Origin of the sequence: Micromonospora sp. WMMA1949 (assembly GCF_027460145.1) — a bacterium.
In the GTDB taxonomy this organism is placed as follows: Bacteria; Actinomycetota; Actinomycetes; order Mycobacteriales; family Micromonosporaceae; genus Micromonospora.
Genome location: NZ_JAPZBG010000001.1, coordinates 1355008 through 1372084, shown reverse-complemented (window position 1 = coordinate 1372084; position 17077 = coordinate 1355008). Strand labels below are relative to the sequence as shown.

The 17077-nt window shown below is 72.5% G+C and carries 14 protein-coding genes; 11 read left to right on the top strand and 3 right to left on the bottom strand.

The window, feature by feature from the left end:
• Positions 1-8 precede the first annotated feature (8 nt).
• From O7607_RS06155 to O7607_RS06135, 5 genes are all read left to right on the top strand, one after another.
• A complete protein-coding gene (locus O7607_RS06155; RefSeq protein ID WP_269701617.1) occupies positions 9-1022 on the top strand; it encodes a carbohydrate ABC transporter permease in 1014 nt (337 codons plus the stop codon).
• Positions 1019-1879, top strand: coding sequence for a carbohydrate ABC transporter permease (locus O7607_RS06150; RefSeq protein WP_269701616.1), 861 nt, complete (start codon positions 1019-1021; stop codon positions 1877-1879). The genes O7607_RS06155 and O7607_RS06150 overlap by 4 nt, the downstream gene beginning before the upstream one ends.
• Positions 1876-4323 (top strand): glycoside hydrolase family 2 protein, encoded by a 2448-nt coding sequence (locus O7607_RS06145; RefSeq protein WP_269701615.1) that lies wholly within the window; start codon positions 1876-1878, stop codon positions 4321-4323. The genes O7607_RS06150 and O7607_RS06145 overlap by 4 nt, the downstream gene beginning before the upstream one ends.
• A gap of 78 nt (positions 4324-4401) precedes the next feature.
• Positions 4402-4740: an ArsR/SmtB family transcription factor gene (locus O7607_RS06140; RefSeq protein WP_013284484.1), complete on the top strand. Its 339-nt coding sequence runs from the start codon at positions 4402-4404 to the stop codon at positions 4738-4740.
• Positions 4737-6431, top strand: a complete 1695-nt coding sequence (locus O7607_RS06135; protein WP_269701614.1) for a SulP family inorganic anion transporter — start codon at positions 4737-4739, stop codon at positions 6429-6431. The genes O7607_RS06140 and O7607_RS06135 overlap by 4 nt, the downstream gene beginning before the upstream one ends.
• Here the strand turns inward: O7607_RS06135 and O7607_RS06130 are convergent.
• Positions 6428-7114 (bottom strand): DUF4386 domain-containing protein, encoded by a 687-nt coding sequence (locus O7607_RS06130; RefSeq protein WP_269701613.1) that lies wholly within the window; start codon positions 7112-7114, stop codon positions 6428-6430. The genes O7607_RS06135 and O7607_RS06130 overlap by 4 nt on opposite strands.
• Before the next feature lie 88 nt (positions 7115-7202).
• Between O7607_RS06130 and O7607_RS06125 the strand changes: the two genes are divergently transcribed.
• Positions 7203-7940, top strand: a complete 738-nt coding sequence (locus tag O7607_RS06125) for a TetR/AcrR family transcriptional regulator C-terminal domain-containing protein (protein ID WP_269701612.1) — start codon at positions 7203-7205, stop codon at positions 7938-7940.
• Positions 7933-8106: a hypothetical protein gene (locus O7607_RS06120; RefSeq protein ID WP_269701611.1), complete on the top strand. Its 174-nt coding sequence runs from the start codon at positions 7933-7935 to the stop codon at positions 8104-8106. The genes O7607_RS06125 and O7607_RS06120 overlap by 8 nt, the downstream gene beginning before the upstream one ends.
• Positions 8107-8200: 94 nt before the next feature.
• Here O7607_RS06120 and O7607_RS06115 read toward each other — a convergent pair whose 3' ends face one another.
• Entirely contained in the window at positions 8201-8923 is a 723-nt protein-coding gene (locus O7607_RS06115; RefSeq protein ID WP_269701610.1) for a hypothetical protein, read from the bottom strand.
• Positions 8924-9005: 82 nt separating this feature from the next.
• Positions 9006-10853, bottom strand: coding sequence for a dihydroxy-acid dehydratase (ilvD, locus tag O7607_RS06110; RefSeq protein WP_269701609.1), 1848 nt, complete (start codon positions 10851-10853; stop codon positions 9006-9008).
• A gap of 110 nt (positions 10854-10963) precedes the next feature.
• Here ilvD and O7607_RS06105 point away from each other — a divergent pair, with 110 nt between their 5' ends.
• The 4 genes from O7607_RS06105 to ilvC all read left to right on the top strand — a co-directional run bounded on the left by O7607_RS06105 (position 10964) and on the right by ilvC (position 17075).
• Entirely contained in the window at positions 10964-13411 is a 2448-nt protein-coding gene (locus tag O7607_RS06105) for a putative bifunctional diguanylate cyclase/phosphodiesterase (protein ID WP_269701608.1), read from the top strand.
• 180 nt (positions 13412-13591) lie between these two features.
• Positions 13592-15487 (top strand): acetolactate synthase large subunit, encoded by a 1896-nt coding sequence (locus O7607_RS06100; RefSeq protein ID WP_269701607.1) that lies wholly within the window; start codon positions 13592-13594, stop codon positions 15485-15487.
• On the top strand, positions 15488-16003 hold the full coding sequence (ilvN, locus tag O7607_RS06095; protein ID WP_018786257.1) for an acetolactate synthase small subunit: 516 nt from the start codon (positions 15488-15490) through the stop codon (positions 16001-16003).
• Positions 16004-16061: 58 nt separating this feature from the next.
• Positions 16062-17075 carry a ketol-acid reductoisomerase gene (gene ilvC / locus O7607_RS06090; RefSeq protein WP_269701606.1) on the top strand — a complete coding sequence of 338 codons (1014 nt, stop codon included), beginning with the start codon at positions 16062-16064 and terminating at the stop codon, positions 17073-17075.
• Positions 17076-17077: the final 2 nt, after the last annotated feature.

Here is a 17077-nt window from a genome sequence, read left to right as displayed (position 1 = left end):
GTGAACAGATGTCCAGCACCCGTGCTGCGCCCGCGCCGCCCGGCCGCCCACCCGCCCGCAAGCGCGGCCGTAACGGGGCAGCCGATCGGCGGATGAGCTGGCGCGACCGGCTGTACCGCTTCGACATGCGGTACATGCCGTACCTGATGATCGCGCCGTTCTTCCTGCTCTTCCTCGTGTTCGGGCTGTTCCCGCTGCTGTTCAACGCGGTCGTGTCGCTGCGCAACTACCGCCTGGACGACCCGACGCTGCCGTACTGGGCCGGCACCGAGAACTTCAGCCGGCTGGTCGCCGACGAGGACTTCTGGAACGCCCTGACCAACACGTTCGGCATCTTCCTGCTCTCCACAGTGCCGCAACTGCTGCTCGCGCTGCTCGTCGCGTCGCTGCTCAACCGCAAACTGCGGGCGCAGACGTGGTGGCGGGTGGGTGTGCTGCTGCCGTACGTGACACCGATCGTGGCCTCGACGATGGTGTTCAGCGTCTTCTTCTCCCGCGACTTCGGCATGGCGAACTGGGCGCTCGGCCTGCTCGGCATCGGCGGCCCGGACGACCCGATCGACTGGCGGGCGGACAAGCTGCACGCCTGGATCGCCATCGCCACCATGGTCAACTGGAAGTGGATCGGCTACAACGCGCTGCTCTACCTGGCCGCCATGCAGTCCATCCCGCGCGACGTGTACGAGGCCGCCGCGATCGACGGCGCCGGACAGTGGAAGCAGCTCTGGCGGATCACCGTCCCGATGATCCAGCCGGTGGTCCTGTTCACCGTCATCCTGTCCACCATCGGCGGGTTGCAGCTGTTCACCGAGCCGATGCTGTTCGACCCGAACGCGCAGGCGGCGACCGGCGGGCCGGACGGTGAGTGGCAGACCATCGCCCAGCTCATCTACAAGGTCGGCTGGAAGGACCTCAACCTCGGGTACGCCGCCGCGATGTCCTGGGCGCTGTTCCTGATCATCCTGCTCGTGGCCGGCGTCAACTACCTGCTGACCAACCGACTCTCCGGAGGCCGCCGGTGACGACGCGACGCGTGGTGGCCCGGGCCCCACAGGACACCCCGGCCGGACTGGGGACCTACCTGCTGCTCGCGGTGAGCATGCTGTTCGCCGCGTTCCCGCTCTACTGGATGTTCGTCATCGCCACCAGCGACGACGAGGCGCTGGCGAAGCTACCGCCCGCGGTGATCCCCGGCGACCGCTTCCTCACGAACGTCGACGAGGTCTTCTCCCTCCAGGACGTCTACTTCGCCGCGTCACTGGTCAACAGCGTCATCGTCTCCGCGGTGGTGACCGCCTCGGTGCTGTTCTTCTGCTCGCTGGCCGGTTTCGCCTTCGCCAAGCTGCGCTTCCGGGGCAGCCGCGCGCTGATGCTGTTCGTGGTGCTCACGCTCACCGTGCCCAACCAGCTCGGCATCGTGGCGCTCTACATCGTGATGGGCAAGCTCGGCTGGAACGGCACGCTGCTCGCGGTCATCGCGCCCGGCCTGGTCACCGCGTTCGGCGTGTTCTACATGCGGCAGTTCATCGTGAACACCGTCCCGGACGAGCTGATCGAGTCGGCCCGGGTCGACGGCGCCACGACCATGCGGGTGTACGCGACGATCGTGCTGCCCGCGATCCGTCCGGCCCTGGCGGTGCTCGGCCTGCTCACGTTCGTGGCCACCTGGAACGACTTCCAGTGGCCGTTGATCACGCTCAGCGGCACCGACTACCCGACGTCGATGGTGGCGGTCTCCGACCTCGCCAGCGGCACCTACGTGATCTACCGGCGGGTGCTCGCCGGCGCGTTCATCGCGACCGTCCCCCTGCTGGTCATGCTGTTCATCGGTGGACGTCAGATCGTCCGCGGAATCATGGAAGGCGCGGTGAAGTCGTGAGCCGTCGAACGCTGCTGCACGAGGGGTGGACGCTGCGGGCCGAGCCCGGTCCGGCGGTGCCGCCGGAGATCGCCGGGACGGCGGTGCCGGCCACCGTTCCCGGCTGTGTGCACACCGACCTGCTCGCGGCCGGTCTCATCCCCGACCCGTACCGGGACGACAACGAGAACCGCCTCACCTGGATCGGCCGCACCGACTGGGTCTACGAGACCACGTTCGCCCGGCAGCCCGGCGACGAGGACCGGATCGATCTGGTCTGCGCCGGTCTCGACACGGTCGCCACCGTGACGCTCAACGGCGTCGAGGTCGGCCGCACCGAGAACCAGCACCGCTCGTACCGCTTCGACGTCCGCGCGCTGCTGCGCCCGGACCGCAACACCCTGGCCGTACGCTTCGACTCCCCGTACCGGTACGCCGAGGCGCACCGGGACCGGCTCGGTGACCGGCCGAACGCCTATCCGGAGCCGTTCCCCTTCATCCGCAAGACCGCCTGCAACTTCGGCTGGGACTGGGGACCGACGCTCGTCACCGCCGGCATCTGGCAGGAGATCGGCCTGCACGCCTGGTCCACCGCCCGGCTCGCGTCGGTCCGGCCGCTCGTCACGGTGGTCGGCGGCACCGGCCGGGTGGAGCTGCACGCGCGGGTCGAGCGGGCCGGCGACGAGCCGCTGACCGTCCGCGCCACCGTCGCCGGGGTCGCCGCCGAGGTCGCCGTACCGGCGGGGGAGCGGACCGCCGTCGTGACGCTCACCGTCGCGGACCCCGCGCTGTGGTGGCCCATCGGGTACGGCGACCAGCCGCGCTACGACCTCGACGTGAGCCTGCACGGCGCCGACGGCCGGGAGCTGGACGCCGCGTCCCGCCGGGTCGGGTTCCGTTCGGTACGGCTGGACACCACGCCCGACGCCCACGGCACCCCGTTCGCGCTGCACGTCAACGACGTCCCGGTGTTCGTCAGGGGCGTCAACTGGATCCCCGACGACGCGTTCCCCAACCGGGTCACCCGCGACCGCCTCGCGCAGCGGTTCGGCCAGGCGGCCGGGGCGAACGTCAACCTGCTGCGCGTCTGGGGCGGCGGCCGGTACGAGTCCGACGACTTCTACGACCTCGCCGACGAGATGGGCCTGCTGGTGCAGCAGGACTTCCTGTTCGCCTGCGCGGCGTACCCGGAGGAGGAACCGTTCCGCACCGAGGTCGAGGCGGAGGCGCGGGAGCAGGTGACCCGCCTCGCCGGGCACCCGTCGCTGGTGCTCTGGACCGGCAACAACGAGAACATCTGGGGCTGGCACGACTGGGACTGGCAGGAACCCCTGGCCGGGCGCACCTGGGGACGCGGCTACTACCTGGAGCTGCTGCCCGCGATCGTCGGCGAGCTGGACCCGACCGTCCCGTACTGGCCGGGCAGTCCCTGGTCCGGCAGCGAGGAGCTTCACCCCAACGACCCGGCGCACGGCACCACGCACATCTGGGACGTGTGGAACACCGACGACTACACGCGCTACCGGGACTACGTGCCCCGCTTCGTGGCGGAGTTCGGCTACCAGGCGCCGCCCGCGTACGCGACGCTGCGCCGCGCCCTCTCCGACGACCCGCTCGCGCCCGACTCGCCGGGCATGGCGCACCACCAGAAGGCCGCCGACGGGGACTGCAAGCTCCGGCGCGGGCTCGACGCCCACCTGCCGCCACCCGCCGACTTCGACGACTGGCACTACCTCACCCAGCTCAACCAGGCCCGCGCCATCCAGCTCGGCGTGGAGCACTTCCGCTCGCACCGGCCGGTCTGCGCGGGCACCGTCGTGTGGCAGCTCAACGACTGCTGGCCGGTCACGTCCTGGTCGGCGATTGACGGCGACGGGCGCCGCAAACCCCTGTGGTACGCGCTGCGCCGCGCCTACGCCGACCGGCTGCTGACGGTGCAGCCGCGCGACGGCGGGCCGGCGCTGGTGGCGGTGAACGAGACCGCCGACGCGTGGCGCGGGCCGGCCACCGTCACCCGGCTGGCCCTCACCGGGGAGCCGAGGGCGAAGACCTCGGTCGACCTCGACGTCCCCGCGTACTCCTCGGTCGTGGTGGAACTGCCGGCGGAGGTGGCGCGGCCGGACGACGGCCGCGCGGAACTGCTCGTCGCGGACGCCGGGGACGCCGCGGAGCGCGCGCTGTGGTTCTTCGCCGAGGACCGCGACGTGCGGTGGCCGGCGGCGCAGTGGGACGCGGCGGTCGAGCCGACCGGCGGCGGCCGGCGCGTCCGGGTGACCGCGCGGACGGTGCTGCGTGACCTGACGCTGTTCCCGGACCGCCTCGATCCGGCCGCGCAGGTGGACCGGGCCCTGGTGACGCTGCTGCCGGGGGAGAGCGTCGTCTTCACGGTGAGCACCACGTGCCCGCTGGATGCCGAGGCGCTCACCTCCCGGCCGGTGCTGCGCTGCGTCAACGACCTGGCCTGAGAGGGACGCCCGCCATCTCCGTCGATTTGAAGATTTCTGCAAGTGCTAAAGTCTTCAGAGTCGTCGGAGGGGTGAGTCGTGTCGGTGCCGCTGTACCAGGCCAAGGCGGAGCTGTTCCGGACCCTCGGGCACCCCGTGCGCATCCGGGTGCTCGAACTGCTCCAGGACGGGCCCAAGCCGGTCCGCGACCTGCTCGCCGCCATCGACGTGGAGGCGTCCAACCTCTCCCAGCAGCTCGCCGTGCTGCGCCGCGCCGGCATGGTCACCTCGTACCGGGACGGCCCCCTGGTCATGTACGCGCTCAGCACCCCCGACGTCGCCGACCTGCTCGCCGCCGGCCGGCGCATCCTCGGCGCGGTCCTCACCGACCGGGACGCCCTGCTGGACGAGCTGCGGGCCTCGGGGACGGACCGGTGAGCGCGGCGGCTGCCGTTCGCGCCGGTGACGTCGTCCGGCGGGCGGGCCGGCTGTTCGGCGCGCTGCTGCCCGGCCGGGCCGACTGGGCGGCGGCGCGCCGCTCGCCCCGGCGCGACCTGCTCGCCGGGCTCACCGTCGCGGTGGTGGCGCTGCCCCTGGCGCTCGCCTTCGGCGTCACCTCCGGGCTCGGTGCGCAGGCCGGCCTGGTCACCGCCGTCGTCGCCGGAGCCGTCGCGGCGGTCTTCGGCGGCTCCAACCTCCAGGTCTCCGGCCCCACCGGGGCGATGACAGTCGTGCTGGTGCCGGTGGTGCAGCAGTTCGGCGCCGGAGGCGTGCTGATGGTCGGCGCGCTGGCCGGGCTGATCCTGATCGCGCTCGCCCTGGCCCGCCTGGGCCGGTACGTCCGCTACCTGCCGGCCCCGGTCATCGAGGGCTTCACCGCCGGCATCGCCATGGTGATCGCGCTGCAACAGGTGCCGGCCGCGCTCGGCGTCGCCGGGGCGCACGGCGAGAAGGTGTGGGCGGTCGCAGCCGACGCGGTCGCCCGGTTCGCCGCGCATCCCCGGCCCGCCGCGATCGCCGTGGCGCTCGGCGTGGCGGCACTCATGCTGCTCGGCGGCCGGTGGCGGCCCGCCGTGCCGTTCTCCCTGGTCGGCGTGGCCGCCGCGACTGTTCTCGCCGAGCTGGCCCCGATCGACCTGGCCCGGATCGGTGAGCTGCCTCAGGGGCTGCCCGCGCCGTCGCTGAGCTTCCTGGATCTCGGCGCGCTGGGCGTCCTGCTGCCCAGCGCCCTGGCCGTGGCCGCGCTCGCCGCCCTGGAGAGCCTGCTCTCCGCGACCGTGGCGGACGGCATGACTGTCGGCGAGCGGCACGACCCGGACCGGGAACTGTTCGGCCAGGGCCTGGCCAACCTCGCCTCCCCGGTCTTCGGCGGCATCCCGGCGACCGCCGCCATCGCCCGTACGGCGGTGAACGTCCGCGCCGGGGCGTCCTCGAAGCTCGCCGCGCTCACCCACGCGGTGGCCCTCGCCGCGATCGCGCTCGCCGCCGCCCCGCTCGTCGGCCGCATCCCGCTGGCCGCCCTGGCCGGGGTGCTGCTCGCCACCACGATACGGATGGTGGAGGCGGCCTCCCTGCTGGCGCTGATGCGGGCCACCCGGGCCGACGCGGTGGTGCTGGTGCTGACGTTCGCAGTCACTGTCATCTGGGACCTGGTGACAGCGGTGGTCGTCGGGCTCGCCGTGGCTGCCGTCCTGGCGCTGCGAGCGGTGGCGCGCAGCGCCAAGCTGGAACAGGTGCCGCTGGACACCGGCGAGCACAGCGCCGAGGAGCACGCGCTGCTCGCCGAGCACATCGTGGCGTACCGGCTGGACGGGCCGCTGTTCTTCGCCGCCGCGCACACCTTCCTGTTGGAACTGGCCGAGGTGGCCGACGTGCGGGTGGTGATCCTGCGGATGTCCCGCGTCTCCACCGTCGACGCGACAGGCGCGCAGGTGCTCGGCGACGCCATCGCCCGGCTGCGCGCCCGGGGGATCACGGTGCTGCTCTCGGGCATCACGCCGGGCCACGACCAGGTGCTCAGCGCCCTCGGCGTCGCCGACGAACTGCGCCGTGAGGGCCTGGTGTTCACGGACACCCCGGCCGCCATCAGGTACGCCCGGGGTGTCGCCCTCGCCGCGAGCCCGGCCTAGGCTTTCGTCACCTCGGCGTCCACCTTCACCTCCTCCTTCCGCACGCCGAAGACGATCAGGTAGCCGAGGATCCACACCTCGCCCACCGTGGCGGGCACCACCAGCAGGTCCCCGACGATGCCGGCGCCGGGGGCGAGGTACGCGACGAACGTCATGAGCACGTAGCCGACACCACCGGCGACGAGGACCCAGCCCAGCGGCCGGGGCATCCAGCCGGACCGGAGCACGCACCAGCCCATCGGCACGAGCCAGAGGCCGAAGAAGAGGCCGCCCACCTCCCACAGGTTCCCGCTGACCAGGTAGAGCAGCTGGACGGTGTCGGCGTCGCCCGGCCCGCCGGTCGCGACCCGCAAAGCTGTCCCGAGAACGGCGGCGCTGCCGAGGATCGCGACCGCGTTGACGAGCCCGAAGGCGGCGATGCTGCCCGCGGCGGTGCCGTCGACGGTACGGAACAGGCGGTGGAACCAGACGGCGGTGAGCGCCTGGGTGAGCACGACGAGCAGTTCGAGGGCGATGCCGGCGCGGGCCAGCGACTCGTGGGCCACCAGGTTGGCGAGCGTCGCGCCCGCGTCGTCAGCGTCGAAGATCATGGGCCGGACGGTGAGGAACCCCAGGGCGCCGGTGACGGCGAGCCCGAGGTAGAACAGCCCGGTCACGCGGGCGGTACGGATCAGCTGGTGCATGGCGGCTCCTTCGGGGGTGATCGACGTGCCCGTGGCGGGGGTTGCCTTACGTCGTAAGGCCAACCATACGTTGTAAGGTCAAGGGGAGATGGAGAGCCGGATGGGAGCGAGGAAGCCACGGGAGCCGCTCAGCCGCGAGCGAGCCCTGGCCAGCGCGATCGCCCTCGTCGACGCCGAAGGGATGGCGGCGCTCACGATGCGCCGGCTCGCCGCCGAACTCGGCGTCGAGGCGATGTCGCTCTACCACCACCTACCCGGCAAGGCCGGGCTGCTCGACGGCCTCGTGGACGCCGTCGCCGCCGAGATCACCGAAGCCGCCGAGCGTGCCGAGGCGGACGCGCCCGGCGGAGACTGGCGCAACCGGCTGCGGCTGCGCTTCCTCGCCGCGCGTGCGGTCATGCTGCGGCACCCGTGGGCGCCCGCGCTGCTCAGCTCCCGCCCGACCGTCCCCGCCGGGGTGTACGCCTACTACGACGGCATCCTCGCCACCCTCGTCGACGGCGGCTTCTCGTACCGGATCGCCCACCGGGCGCTGCACGCCTTCGGCAGCCTGGCGCTCGGCTTCGCCCAGGAGGTGTTCCGGCCCGACGCGGGCGGGGAGGCGGACGCGGAGGCCGCGGAGGCCGAGATGGTGGCGCTGGCCGAACGGCTGCCCCACCTGGCCGCGATGGTCGCCGCCGAGACGCACGACGCGGCGGATCCGACGCTCGGATGGTGCGACTCCCAGACCGAGTTCGAGTTCACCCTCGACCTGCTCTTCGACGGCCTGGAACGACACCTGCCGGGTTCGGGCGGCGCCCGGCGGGTACCAGGACGGCATGACTGATCCGGTTGAGCTGTCCGAACTGCACGCCGGAGGCGCCGACCCCGACGACGTCACCCCGGAGGACCCGCACGCCGACCTGGACGGGACCGACGAGAACTCACCGGCGGAGTTCGGCCTGCCGATAGACGGCACCGCCCCGGCCGAGGAGGACCCCGCCCAGTCCTGACGCGCCGCTGCGCCGTGAGTGGAACGTCATGGGTGTCTACGGCACCGTTTGACACCCATGGCGTTCCACCCGACGGCTGTTAAGGCTGCGGGCGCTAGTTGGGCAGGGCGGCGAGGCCGGCCAGCAGTTCCCACCGCTCGGCCTCGGTGAGCGCCGCGTACGCCGGCGCGTCGCGGCGGTCGGTGTCCGCCTCGATCGCCGCGCGCTGCGGGCCGTCCGGCAGCGCGCGGATCTCGTCGGCGGTCAGCCCGGCGGCCCGCCACGCGGCCCGGTGCGCGTCGGAGCGGTGGTGGCGCAGCGAGCCCAGCCGGGTGACCAGCAGCAGCGCCGGGGAGGCGCCCTCCGGCTCGTACGGCGGGGACATCGCCCGGAACACCGGCCCGCCGGTGGCCTGCGCGTGTGCCAGCACCCGGCCGACCAGGTCGGCGAGGCGGGGCACGATGCTCAGGCCGGGCAGCACTCCGGGCAGCGTCGACCACAGTTCCTCGGCGGCCTCACCGGTGGCCCGCTGGGCGAACAGCGTCAGCTCGCGCCCCAGGTCGGTGAGGTGCCAGGCGCCCTCGGCGTCCCGGACGACGACGCCCTGCGCCAGCTCCTCGTCCATGCTGCCGGAGGTGTAGATCAGGCCGTCGGCAAGAGCCTCGGCGGGCATCGGCCGGGCCAGCACGCCGGAGAAGAAGCTGTTCTCCGCGCCGAGTGTGCAGCCCCGCTCGGCGTAGAACGCCTCCATCCGGGCGCGCGCTCCCCAGCGGGCGCCCACGTAGACCCGGTCGATCGCCGGTCGGACCAGTCGCGCATAGTTCACCGTCGTCTCCACGCCGCCGGACGTTACCGGCGCGCGGGTGTTAAGAAGGGCCCCCTCCTCTACCGGAGGCGTTAAGAAGGGACCCTTCCTTACGTCACTCCGGGACGCGGCGGTAGGCGCCGTCGCTGGCCGAGGTCGCCATCGACGCGTACGCGCGCAGCGCCGCCGACACCGGACGCTGACGGTCGAGCGGGGTGTACGGGCGGTCCCGCTTCTCCTCGGCCACCCGGCGCGCCTCCAGCTCGTCGGCGGGCACGTTCAGCTCGATCGACCGGCCCGGGATGTCGATGACGATCTCGTCGCCGTCGCGGACCAGCGCGATCAGTCCACCGGAGGCCGCCTCCGGGGAGACGTGCCCGATGGACAGGCCGGAGGTGCCACCGGAGAACCGGCCGTCGGTCAGCAGCGCGCAGGAGCGGCCCAGCCCACGGCCCTTGAGGAACGACGTGGGGTAGAGCATCTCCTGCATGCCGGGGCCGCCCTTCGGGCCCTCGTACCGGATCACCACCACGTCCCCGGCGACGATCTCCTTGGCGAGGATCGCGGTCACCGCGTCGTCCTGCGACTCGTAGACCTTGGCCGGGCCGCGGAACGTCAGGCACTCCTCGGGCACACCGGCGGTCTTCACCACGCAGCCGGCCGGCGCGAGGTTGCCGTGCAGGATGGCCAGGCCGCCGTCCGCGCTGTACGCGTGCTCCCGGTCCCGGATGCAGCCGCCGGCCGCGTCGGTGTCCAGCGACGACCAGCGGTTGGCGGTGGAGAACGGCTCGGTGGTCCGCACGCCGCCCGGGGCGGCGTGGAACAGTTCGACCGCCTCGCGCGTGGCCGAGCCGCCCCGGACGTCCCAGTCGGCCAGCCACGTGTCGAGGTTGGGGGAGTGCACCGCGCGCACGTCGCGGTGCAGCAGCCCGGCGCGGTCCAGTTCGCCGAGGATGGCGGGGATGCCGCCGGCCCGGTGCACGTCCTCCATGTGGTAGTTCGGCGAGTTCGGGGCGACCTTGGCCAGGCACGGCACCCGCCGGGAGATCGCGTCGATGTCGGCGACGCCGAAGTCCAGCTCCGCCTCGCGGGCGGCGGCGAGCAGGTGCAGCACCGTGTTGGTGGAGCCGCCCATGGCCACGTCGAGGGCGATCGCGTTCTCGAACGCCTCCCGGCCGGCGATCGAGCGCGGCAGCACCGAGGCGTCGTCGTTCTCGTACCACTGCTTGGCGATCTCCACGACGGTGCGCCCGGCCTCGACGAACAGCGACCGCCGCGCGGCGTGGGTGGCGAGCGTCGACCCGTTGCCTGGTAGCGCCAGGCCGATGGCCTCGGTGAGGCAGTTCATCGAGTTGGCGGTGAACATGCCGGAGCAGGAGCCGCAGGTGGGGCACGCGGAGCGCTCGATCTCGCCGAGCTGGTCGTCGGTGACCGCCTCGTTCGAGGAGGCGATCATGGCGTCGATCAGGTCGATCTTGGAGTGCACCACGCCCTCGATCGCCACCGTCTTGCCGGCCTCCATCGGGCCGCCGGAGACGAAGACGGTCGGGATGTTGAGCCGCAGCGCGGCCAGGAGCATCCCCGGGGTGATCTTGTCGCAGTTGGAGATGCAGACCAGGGCGTCCGCGCAGTGCGCGTTGACCATGTACTCCACCGCGTCGGCGATCAGCTCCCGGCTGGGCAGCGAGTAGAGCATGCCGCCGTGGCCCATGGCGATGCCGTCGTCCACGGCGATCGTGTTGAACTCCCGGCCGACGCCGCCGGCCTCGGCCACCGCGTCGGCGACCAGGCCACCGAGGTCCTTGAGGTGGACGTGACCGGGTACGAACTGGGTGAAACTGTTCGCGATGGCGACGATCGGCTTGCCGAAGTCGTCGTCGGTCATCCCGGTGGCCCGCCAGAGGGCCCGGGCGCCGGCCATCGTCCGACCGTGGGTGGAGGTCCTCGACCGCAGCTCAGGCATGACAACCAGTCTGACACCATTCGCGCGGCAACCCCGCCGCGCGCACCCTGTGTCCCAACAGTTGCACACCCGGTGCCCCACGAGAGGCGCTCATCCGGCAGAGTTGACGCGTGCAGTCGTCCCCGGGGATGGTCTCCGTCGCGGTGGTGAGCGGGATCGCCGCGACCGGCGCCGCCGTGCTGCTCGCCGCGTCGGTGCGGCGCCGCACCGGCCCCCGCCGTCCGGCACACCTGCTGCTCGCGGTCGCCGCCGGTGCCGCCCTGTTCAGCCTCCTGGTCGGTCTCGGCGGCCTGCTCGCCGCCGGTGACCACTGGGCGCACCGGCAGGGCCAGCGGACCGGATGGGCGGTCCTCGTCTCCGTCGGTACGACGCTCGCCGCGCTCGGCCTCGGCGCCGCCGTCCTGCGGCTGCCCGGCGCCGCCGCGACCCGTGCGGCCACCGCCCGGCTGCTGCTCGACGGCCTGATCATGGGCAGCGCGCTCTGGTTCGTCGGCTGGGTGGCGTTCAGCGAGCCGACTCGGCTGCTCGGCGACGCCACCCCGGTGGCCTGCCTGCCGATCGTGCTGGCCACCGTCAGCGCGGCGCTCACCACCGGGCTCACGATGATCGTCGTGCTGCGGGTCGCGCCGCCGCGCGGGTGGCTGACGCTGCTCGCCGCCGGCGCGATAGCGGTGACGGCCGGCGGGCTGGCCGTGTCCGCCGGGCTCTGCCAGGCCGGCCCGGGCATGGTGCTCACCGGCGCGGTGCTGACCGCCGCCGGGCTGCTGGCCACCGCAGTGGCCGGGCGCCGGGCCGACCTCACGCAGCTCGACGTCGACTTCATCCGCCGCGACGGCGAGTACGCCTTCGTGCCGATGTTCGCCATGGCCGCCTCCGCGATGTACCACCTGGTGCAGGGCGGCGGGTTCGACGGCTACGCCATCGTGGCCGGCACCGTCGAGGGGTTCGCCCTTGTCACCCGGCAGTACCTGGCGCTGAACGACGTCCGCGGCTACGCGATCCGGCTCGCCGAGCGGGAGGCGCACTTCCGCGAGCTGGCGCACACCGACCCGCTGACCGGGCTGGCGAACCGGCGCGGGCTGCTGCGTGCCCTGCACCGCAGCGCCGAGGCGGGCGGGCCGTGCGTCCTGCTCGGGCTCGACCTGGACGGCTTCAAGAACGTCAACGACATGCGCGGGCACGACGTCGGCGACGCGGTGCTGATCGAGGTGGGGCGGCGGCTGCGCGGCAACCTGCGGCCGGGCGACCTGGCCGCCCGGCTCGGCGGTGACGAGTTCGCGGTGCTGATGCACGGGGCGGCCGACCCCGGCCCGGTCGCCGACCGCCTGCTCGGGGTGCTCGGCCGCCCGTACGAGCAGGGGGACGGGCCGGTCTTCCTGTCGGTGAGCATCGGGGTGGCCGCCGGGCAGGGGGAGCAGGACGTCGAACTGCTGCTGCGCAACGCCGACCTGGCGCTGCGCTACGCCAAGCAGCGGGGCAAGAACCGGATCGAGCGCTACGACGCCACGTACGACCAGTTGCTGAGCCGGCGGACCCGGATGGAGCACGAGCTGCGCGGCGCGATCGAGCGCGACGAGCTGCGGCTGGTCTTCCAGCCGGTGGCCTCGCTGCCGTCGGTGCGGCCGGTCGGCGCGGAGGCGCTGCTGCGCTGGCGGCACCCGGAGCTGGGCAACGTCCGGCCGGACGAGTTCATCCCGCTCGCCGAGGAGTGCGGGATGATCGCCAAGCTCGGCGCTTGGGTGTTGCACCAGGCCTGCTTCCAGCTCTCCCGCTGGCTGGCCGACGGGCACGACGTCTGGGTGTCGGTGAACGTGTCGCCGCGCGAGCTGCACGCCCCCGAGTACGTGGTCCAGGTCGCTGACGCGCTGCGCGCGCACCACGTGCCGCCGCAGCGGCTGGTGCTGGAGGTCACCGAGCACGCTGTCGCCACCGACCTGGACGAGCTGATCCGGCGGCTCACCGCGCTGCGGCTGACCGGCGTCCGGATCGCGCTCGACGACTTCGGCGCCGGCTACTCGTCGCTCGGCCAGCTCCGGCGGCTGCCGATCGACATCCTCAAGATCGACCACAGTCTGGTCGCCGAGCACGAGCCGGTCCGGCCGGTCGGGCGGGACGGCCCGGCGTTCGCCCCGATGGTCGACATCGTCATGCGCCTGGGCCACCAGCTCGGGCTCGAGGTGATCGCCGAGGGCGTCACCAACCCGACCGAGCTGGCCGCCGTGGTCGCCGCCGGTTGCCGGTTCGGGCAGGGCGCGCTGTTCGGCTGGGGCGTACCGGCCGAGCACCTGGAGGCGATGCTGGAGGCGGCCACCGCGCCCGGCAACCGGCACACCGCGATGCCGCCGGTGCCGCCGCCCGCCCCGGTTCGCGCCCCCTCGCCGCTGCTGCCCCGGCTGCGCAACAATCCGCCCGCCGCGGTGCCCGCCCAGCGTCCCCCGTTGGAGGGATCTTCGCAGGTGGCGCCGGGCGCGGAGGGGGTCCCGGTGGTCGACACGCCCACGTCCGTGAACCAAAATGTGGGATCAGTTGACTCATCGCGTGAGATGCGTCAGGCTTAGCCGCATGTCGTCGAACCGGTCGCCGCGAGTACTTACCTGAGCGCACTCTCCCACCGAGAGTGCGCTGGCCCCGTGCATCCTGCACGTGGGCTTTTTTGTTGCCGTCGGACCATCGCCGGGACCTCGCCGTCCCATCCTGAGAAGCGCGTCACCCACTCACTTCCGAAGGCTTGAACCGCCATGACGAGACCCACGCCAGAGACCCTCGCCCACTCCGCCCGCCGTGCCCGTTCCGGCACCGGCGCGGCCGGTGACTCCGACCCCGCCGCCCGCTCCGGCCGTACCGTTCCGGCGGCCGCCACCACCGAGACGCCCGTACGGGAGCCCGCCACCGCGCAGGTCTCGGGCGCCGGTTCGCTCGTGCGGTCGCTCGAGGCGCTCGGCGTCGACGTGGTCTTCGGCATTCCGGGCGGCGCGATCCTGCCCGCCTATGACCCGCTCTACGACTCCACGGTCCGGCACATCCTGGTCCGGCACGAGCAGGGCGCCGGGCACGCGGCCACCGGCTACGCGCAGGCCACCGGCCGGGTCGGTGTGTGCATCGCCACCTCCGGTCCGGGCGCGACGAACCTGGTGACGCCGATCGCCGACGCGTACATGGACTCGGTCCCGATGGTGGCGATCACCGGGCAGGTGGCCCGGCCGTCGATCGGCACGGACGCCTTCCAGGAGGCGGACATCCAGGGCATCACGCTGCCGATCACCAAGCACAACTTCCTGGTGCAGACCGCCGACGAGATCCCCCGCGTGCTGGCCGAGGCGTTCCACCTGGCCGCGACCGGCCGCCCCGGCCCGGTGCTCGTCGACATCCCCAAGGACGTGCTCCAGGCGCCGGCGACCTTCTCCTGGCCGCCCACGCTCGACCTGCCCGGCTACCGCCCGACGCTGCACCCGCACGGCAAGCAGATCCGCGAGGCGGCCCGGCTGATGACCTCGGCCCGTCGCCCGGTCCTCTACGTCGGCGGCGGCGTGCTCAAGGCCGGCGCCACCGAGGGGCTGCGCAAGCTGGCCGAGCAGACCGGCATCCCGGTGGTCACCACGCTGATGGCGCTGGGCGCGTTCCCCGACTCGCACCGCCAGCACCTGGGCATGCCCGGCATGCACGGCACCGTCGCCGCGGTCTACGGCCTGCAGAAGGCCGACCTGATCGTGGCGCTGGGCTCCCGCTTCGACGACCGGGTGACCGGCCGGCTCGACTCGTTCGCGCCGGACGCGACAGTGGTGCACGCCGACATCGACCCGGCCGAGATCGGCAAGAACCGGCACGCCGACGTCCCGATCGTGGGCGACGCGCGGCACGTCATCGACGAGCTGATCGCGGCGGTCACCGCCGAGCAGGCCGCGCACCCGTCGGTGGACCTGACCGACTGGTGGGCCCAGCTCGACGACCTGCGCGAGCGCTACCCGCTCGGCTTCGAGGAGCCGGCCGACGGCACGCTCTCCCCGCAGTACGTGATCAAGCGGCTGGGCGAGATCGCCGGCCCGGACGCGGTCTACGTGGCGGGCGTCGGCCAGCACCAGATGTGGGCCAGCCAGTTCATCTCGTACGAGAAGCCGCACACCTGGCTCAACTCCGGTGGCCTGGGCACCATGGGCTACGCCGTCCCGGCCGCGATGGGAGCCAAGGTCGGCAAGCCGGACACCACGGTGTGGGCGGTCGACGGCGACGGCTGCTTCCAGATGACCAACCAGGAGCTGGCCACCTGCGCCCTGGAGGGCATCCCGATCAAGGTGGCCGTGATCAACAACGGCAACCTGGGCATGGTGCGGCAGTGGCAGACCCTGTTCTACGGGGAGCGCTACTCCAACACCGAGCTGGGCACCCACAAGCACCGCATCCCGGACTTCGTCAAGCTCGCCGAGGCCCTGGGCTGCGTCGGACTGCGCTGCGAGAACGCCGCCGACGTGGACAAGACCATCGAGGCGGCCATGGCGATCAACGACGCGCCGGTGGTCATCGACTTCGTGGTCGGCAAGGACGCGATGGTCTGGCCGATGGTCGCCGCCGGCACCAGCAACGACGAGATCATGTTCGCCAGGGGTGTGCGCCCCGCGTTCGACGAGGACGAACTCTAAATGACTATGCACACGCTGTCCGTGCTCGTGGAGAACAAGCCGGGTGTCCTCGCCCGGGTCTCCGGGCTGTTCTCCCGGCGCGGGTTCAACATCGACAGCCTCGCCGTGGGCGAGACCGAGAACCCGGACGTCTCCCGCATCACCATCGTGGTCAACGCCGAGTCCTCGCCGTTAGAGCAGGTGACCAAGCAGCTCAACAAGCTGGTCAACGTGCTCAAGATCGTGGAGCTGGACCCGCAGGTGTCGGTGGCGCGGGAGCTGCTGCTGGTCAAGGTCCGCGCCGACCGCACGGCCCGCGCGCAGGTGCTGGAGACGGTCGGCCTGTTCCGCGCCCGGGTGGTCGACGTCGCGCCGGACACGCTGACCATCGAGGCCACCGGCACGCCGGACAAGCTCGACGCGCTGCTGCGCGACCTGGAGCCGTTCGGGATCAAGGAGATGGTCCAGTCCGGCACCGTGGCCATCGGGCGGGGTTCGCGGGCCATCACCGCCGGCCCGGCCCTGCGCGCCGCCTGATCCGTACCCACAAGTTTTTCGACGGGCCGACGGGCACCGCCGTACGAAAGGGAAGTCAATGAGCGTTGAGGTGTTCTACGACGACGACGCCGACCTGGGCCTGATCCAGGGCCGCAAGGTCGCCGTGATCGGGTACGGCAGCCAGGGCCACGCGCACGCGCTGTCGCTGCGCGACTCCGGCGTCGACGTGGTGATCGGCCTGCCCGCCGGGTCGAAGAGCCGGCCGAAGGCCGAGGAGCAGGGCCTGCGGGTGCTCACTCCCGCCGAGGCGGCGGCCGAGGCCGACGTGATCATGATCCTGGCGCCGGACACCGCCCAGCGGCACATCTACGCCGAGGCCATCGCGCCGAACCTGGCCGCGGGCAAGGCGCTGTTCTTCGGGCACGGCTTCAACATCCGGTACGGCCTGATCAAGCCCCCGGCCGACGTGGACGTGGCGATGGTCGCCCCGAAGGGCCCCGGTCACCTGGTGCGCCGCCAGTACGTCGACGGCAAGGGCGTGCCCTGCCTGGTCGCCGTCGAGCAGGACGCCAGCGGCAACGCGTTCGGCCTGGCCCTGGCGTACGCCAAGGCGATCGGCGGCACCCGGGCCGGTGCGATCCGGACCACGTTCACCGAGGAGACCGAGACCGACCTGTTCGGCGAGCAGGCGGTGCTGTGCGGTGGCGCGGCGGCGCTGGTGCAGACCGGTTTCGAGGTGCTCACCGAGGCCGGCTACGCGCCCGAGGTGGCCTACTTCGAGTGCCTGCACGAGCTGAAGCTCATCGTCGACCTGATGTACGAGGGCGGCATCGCCCGGATGCGCTACAGCATCTCCGACACCGCCGAGTACGGCGACCTGTCGCGTGGCCCGCGCGTCATCGACTCCCGGGTCAAGGACGAGATGCGCAAGATCCTCGGCGAGATCCAGTCCGGCGAGTTCGCCCGCGAGTGGGTGGCCGAGGACGAGGCCGGCCGGCCGAACTTCGCCAAGTGGCAGGCCGAGGGCGCGGCGCACCCGATCGAGGAGACCGGGCAGAAGCTGCGCGGCATGATGAGCTGGGTCGACCGGCCGATCACCGAGACCGCCTGAGC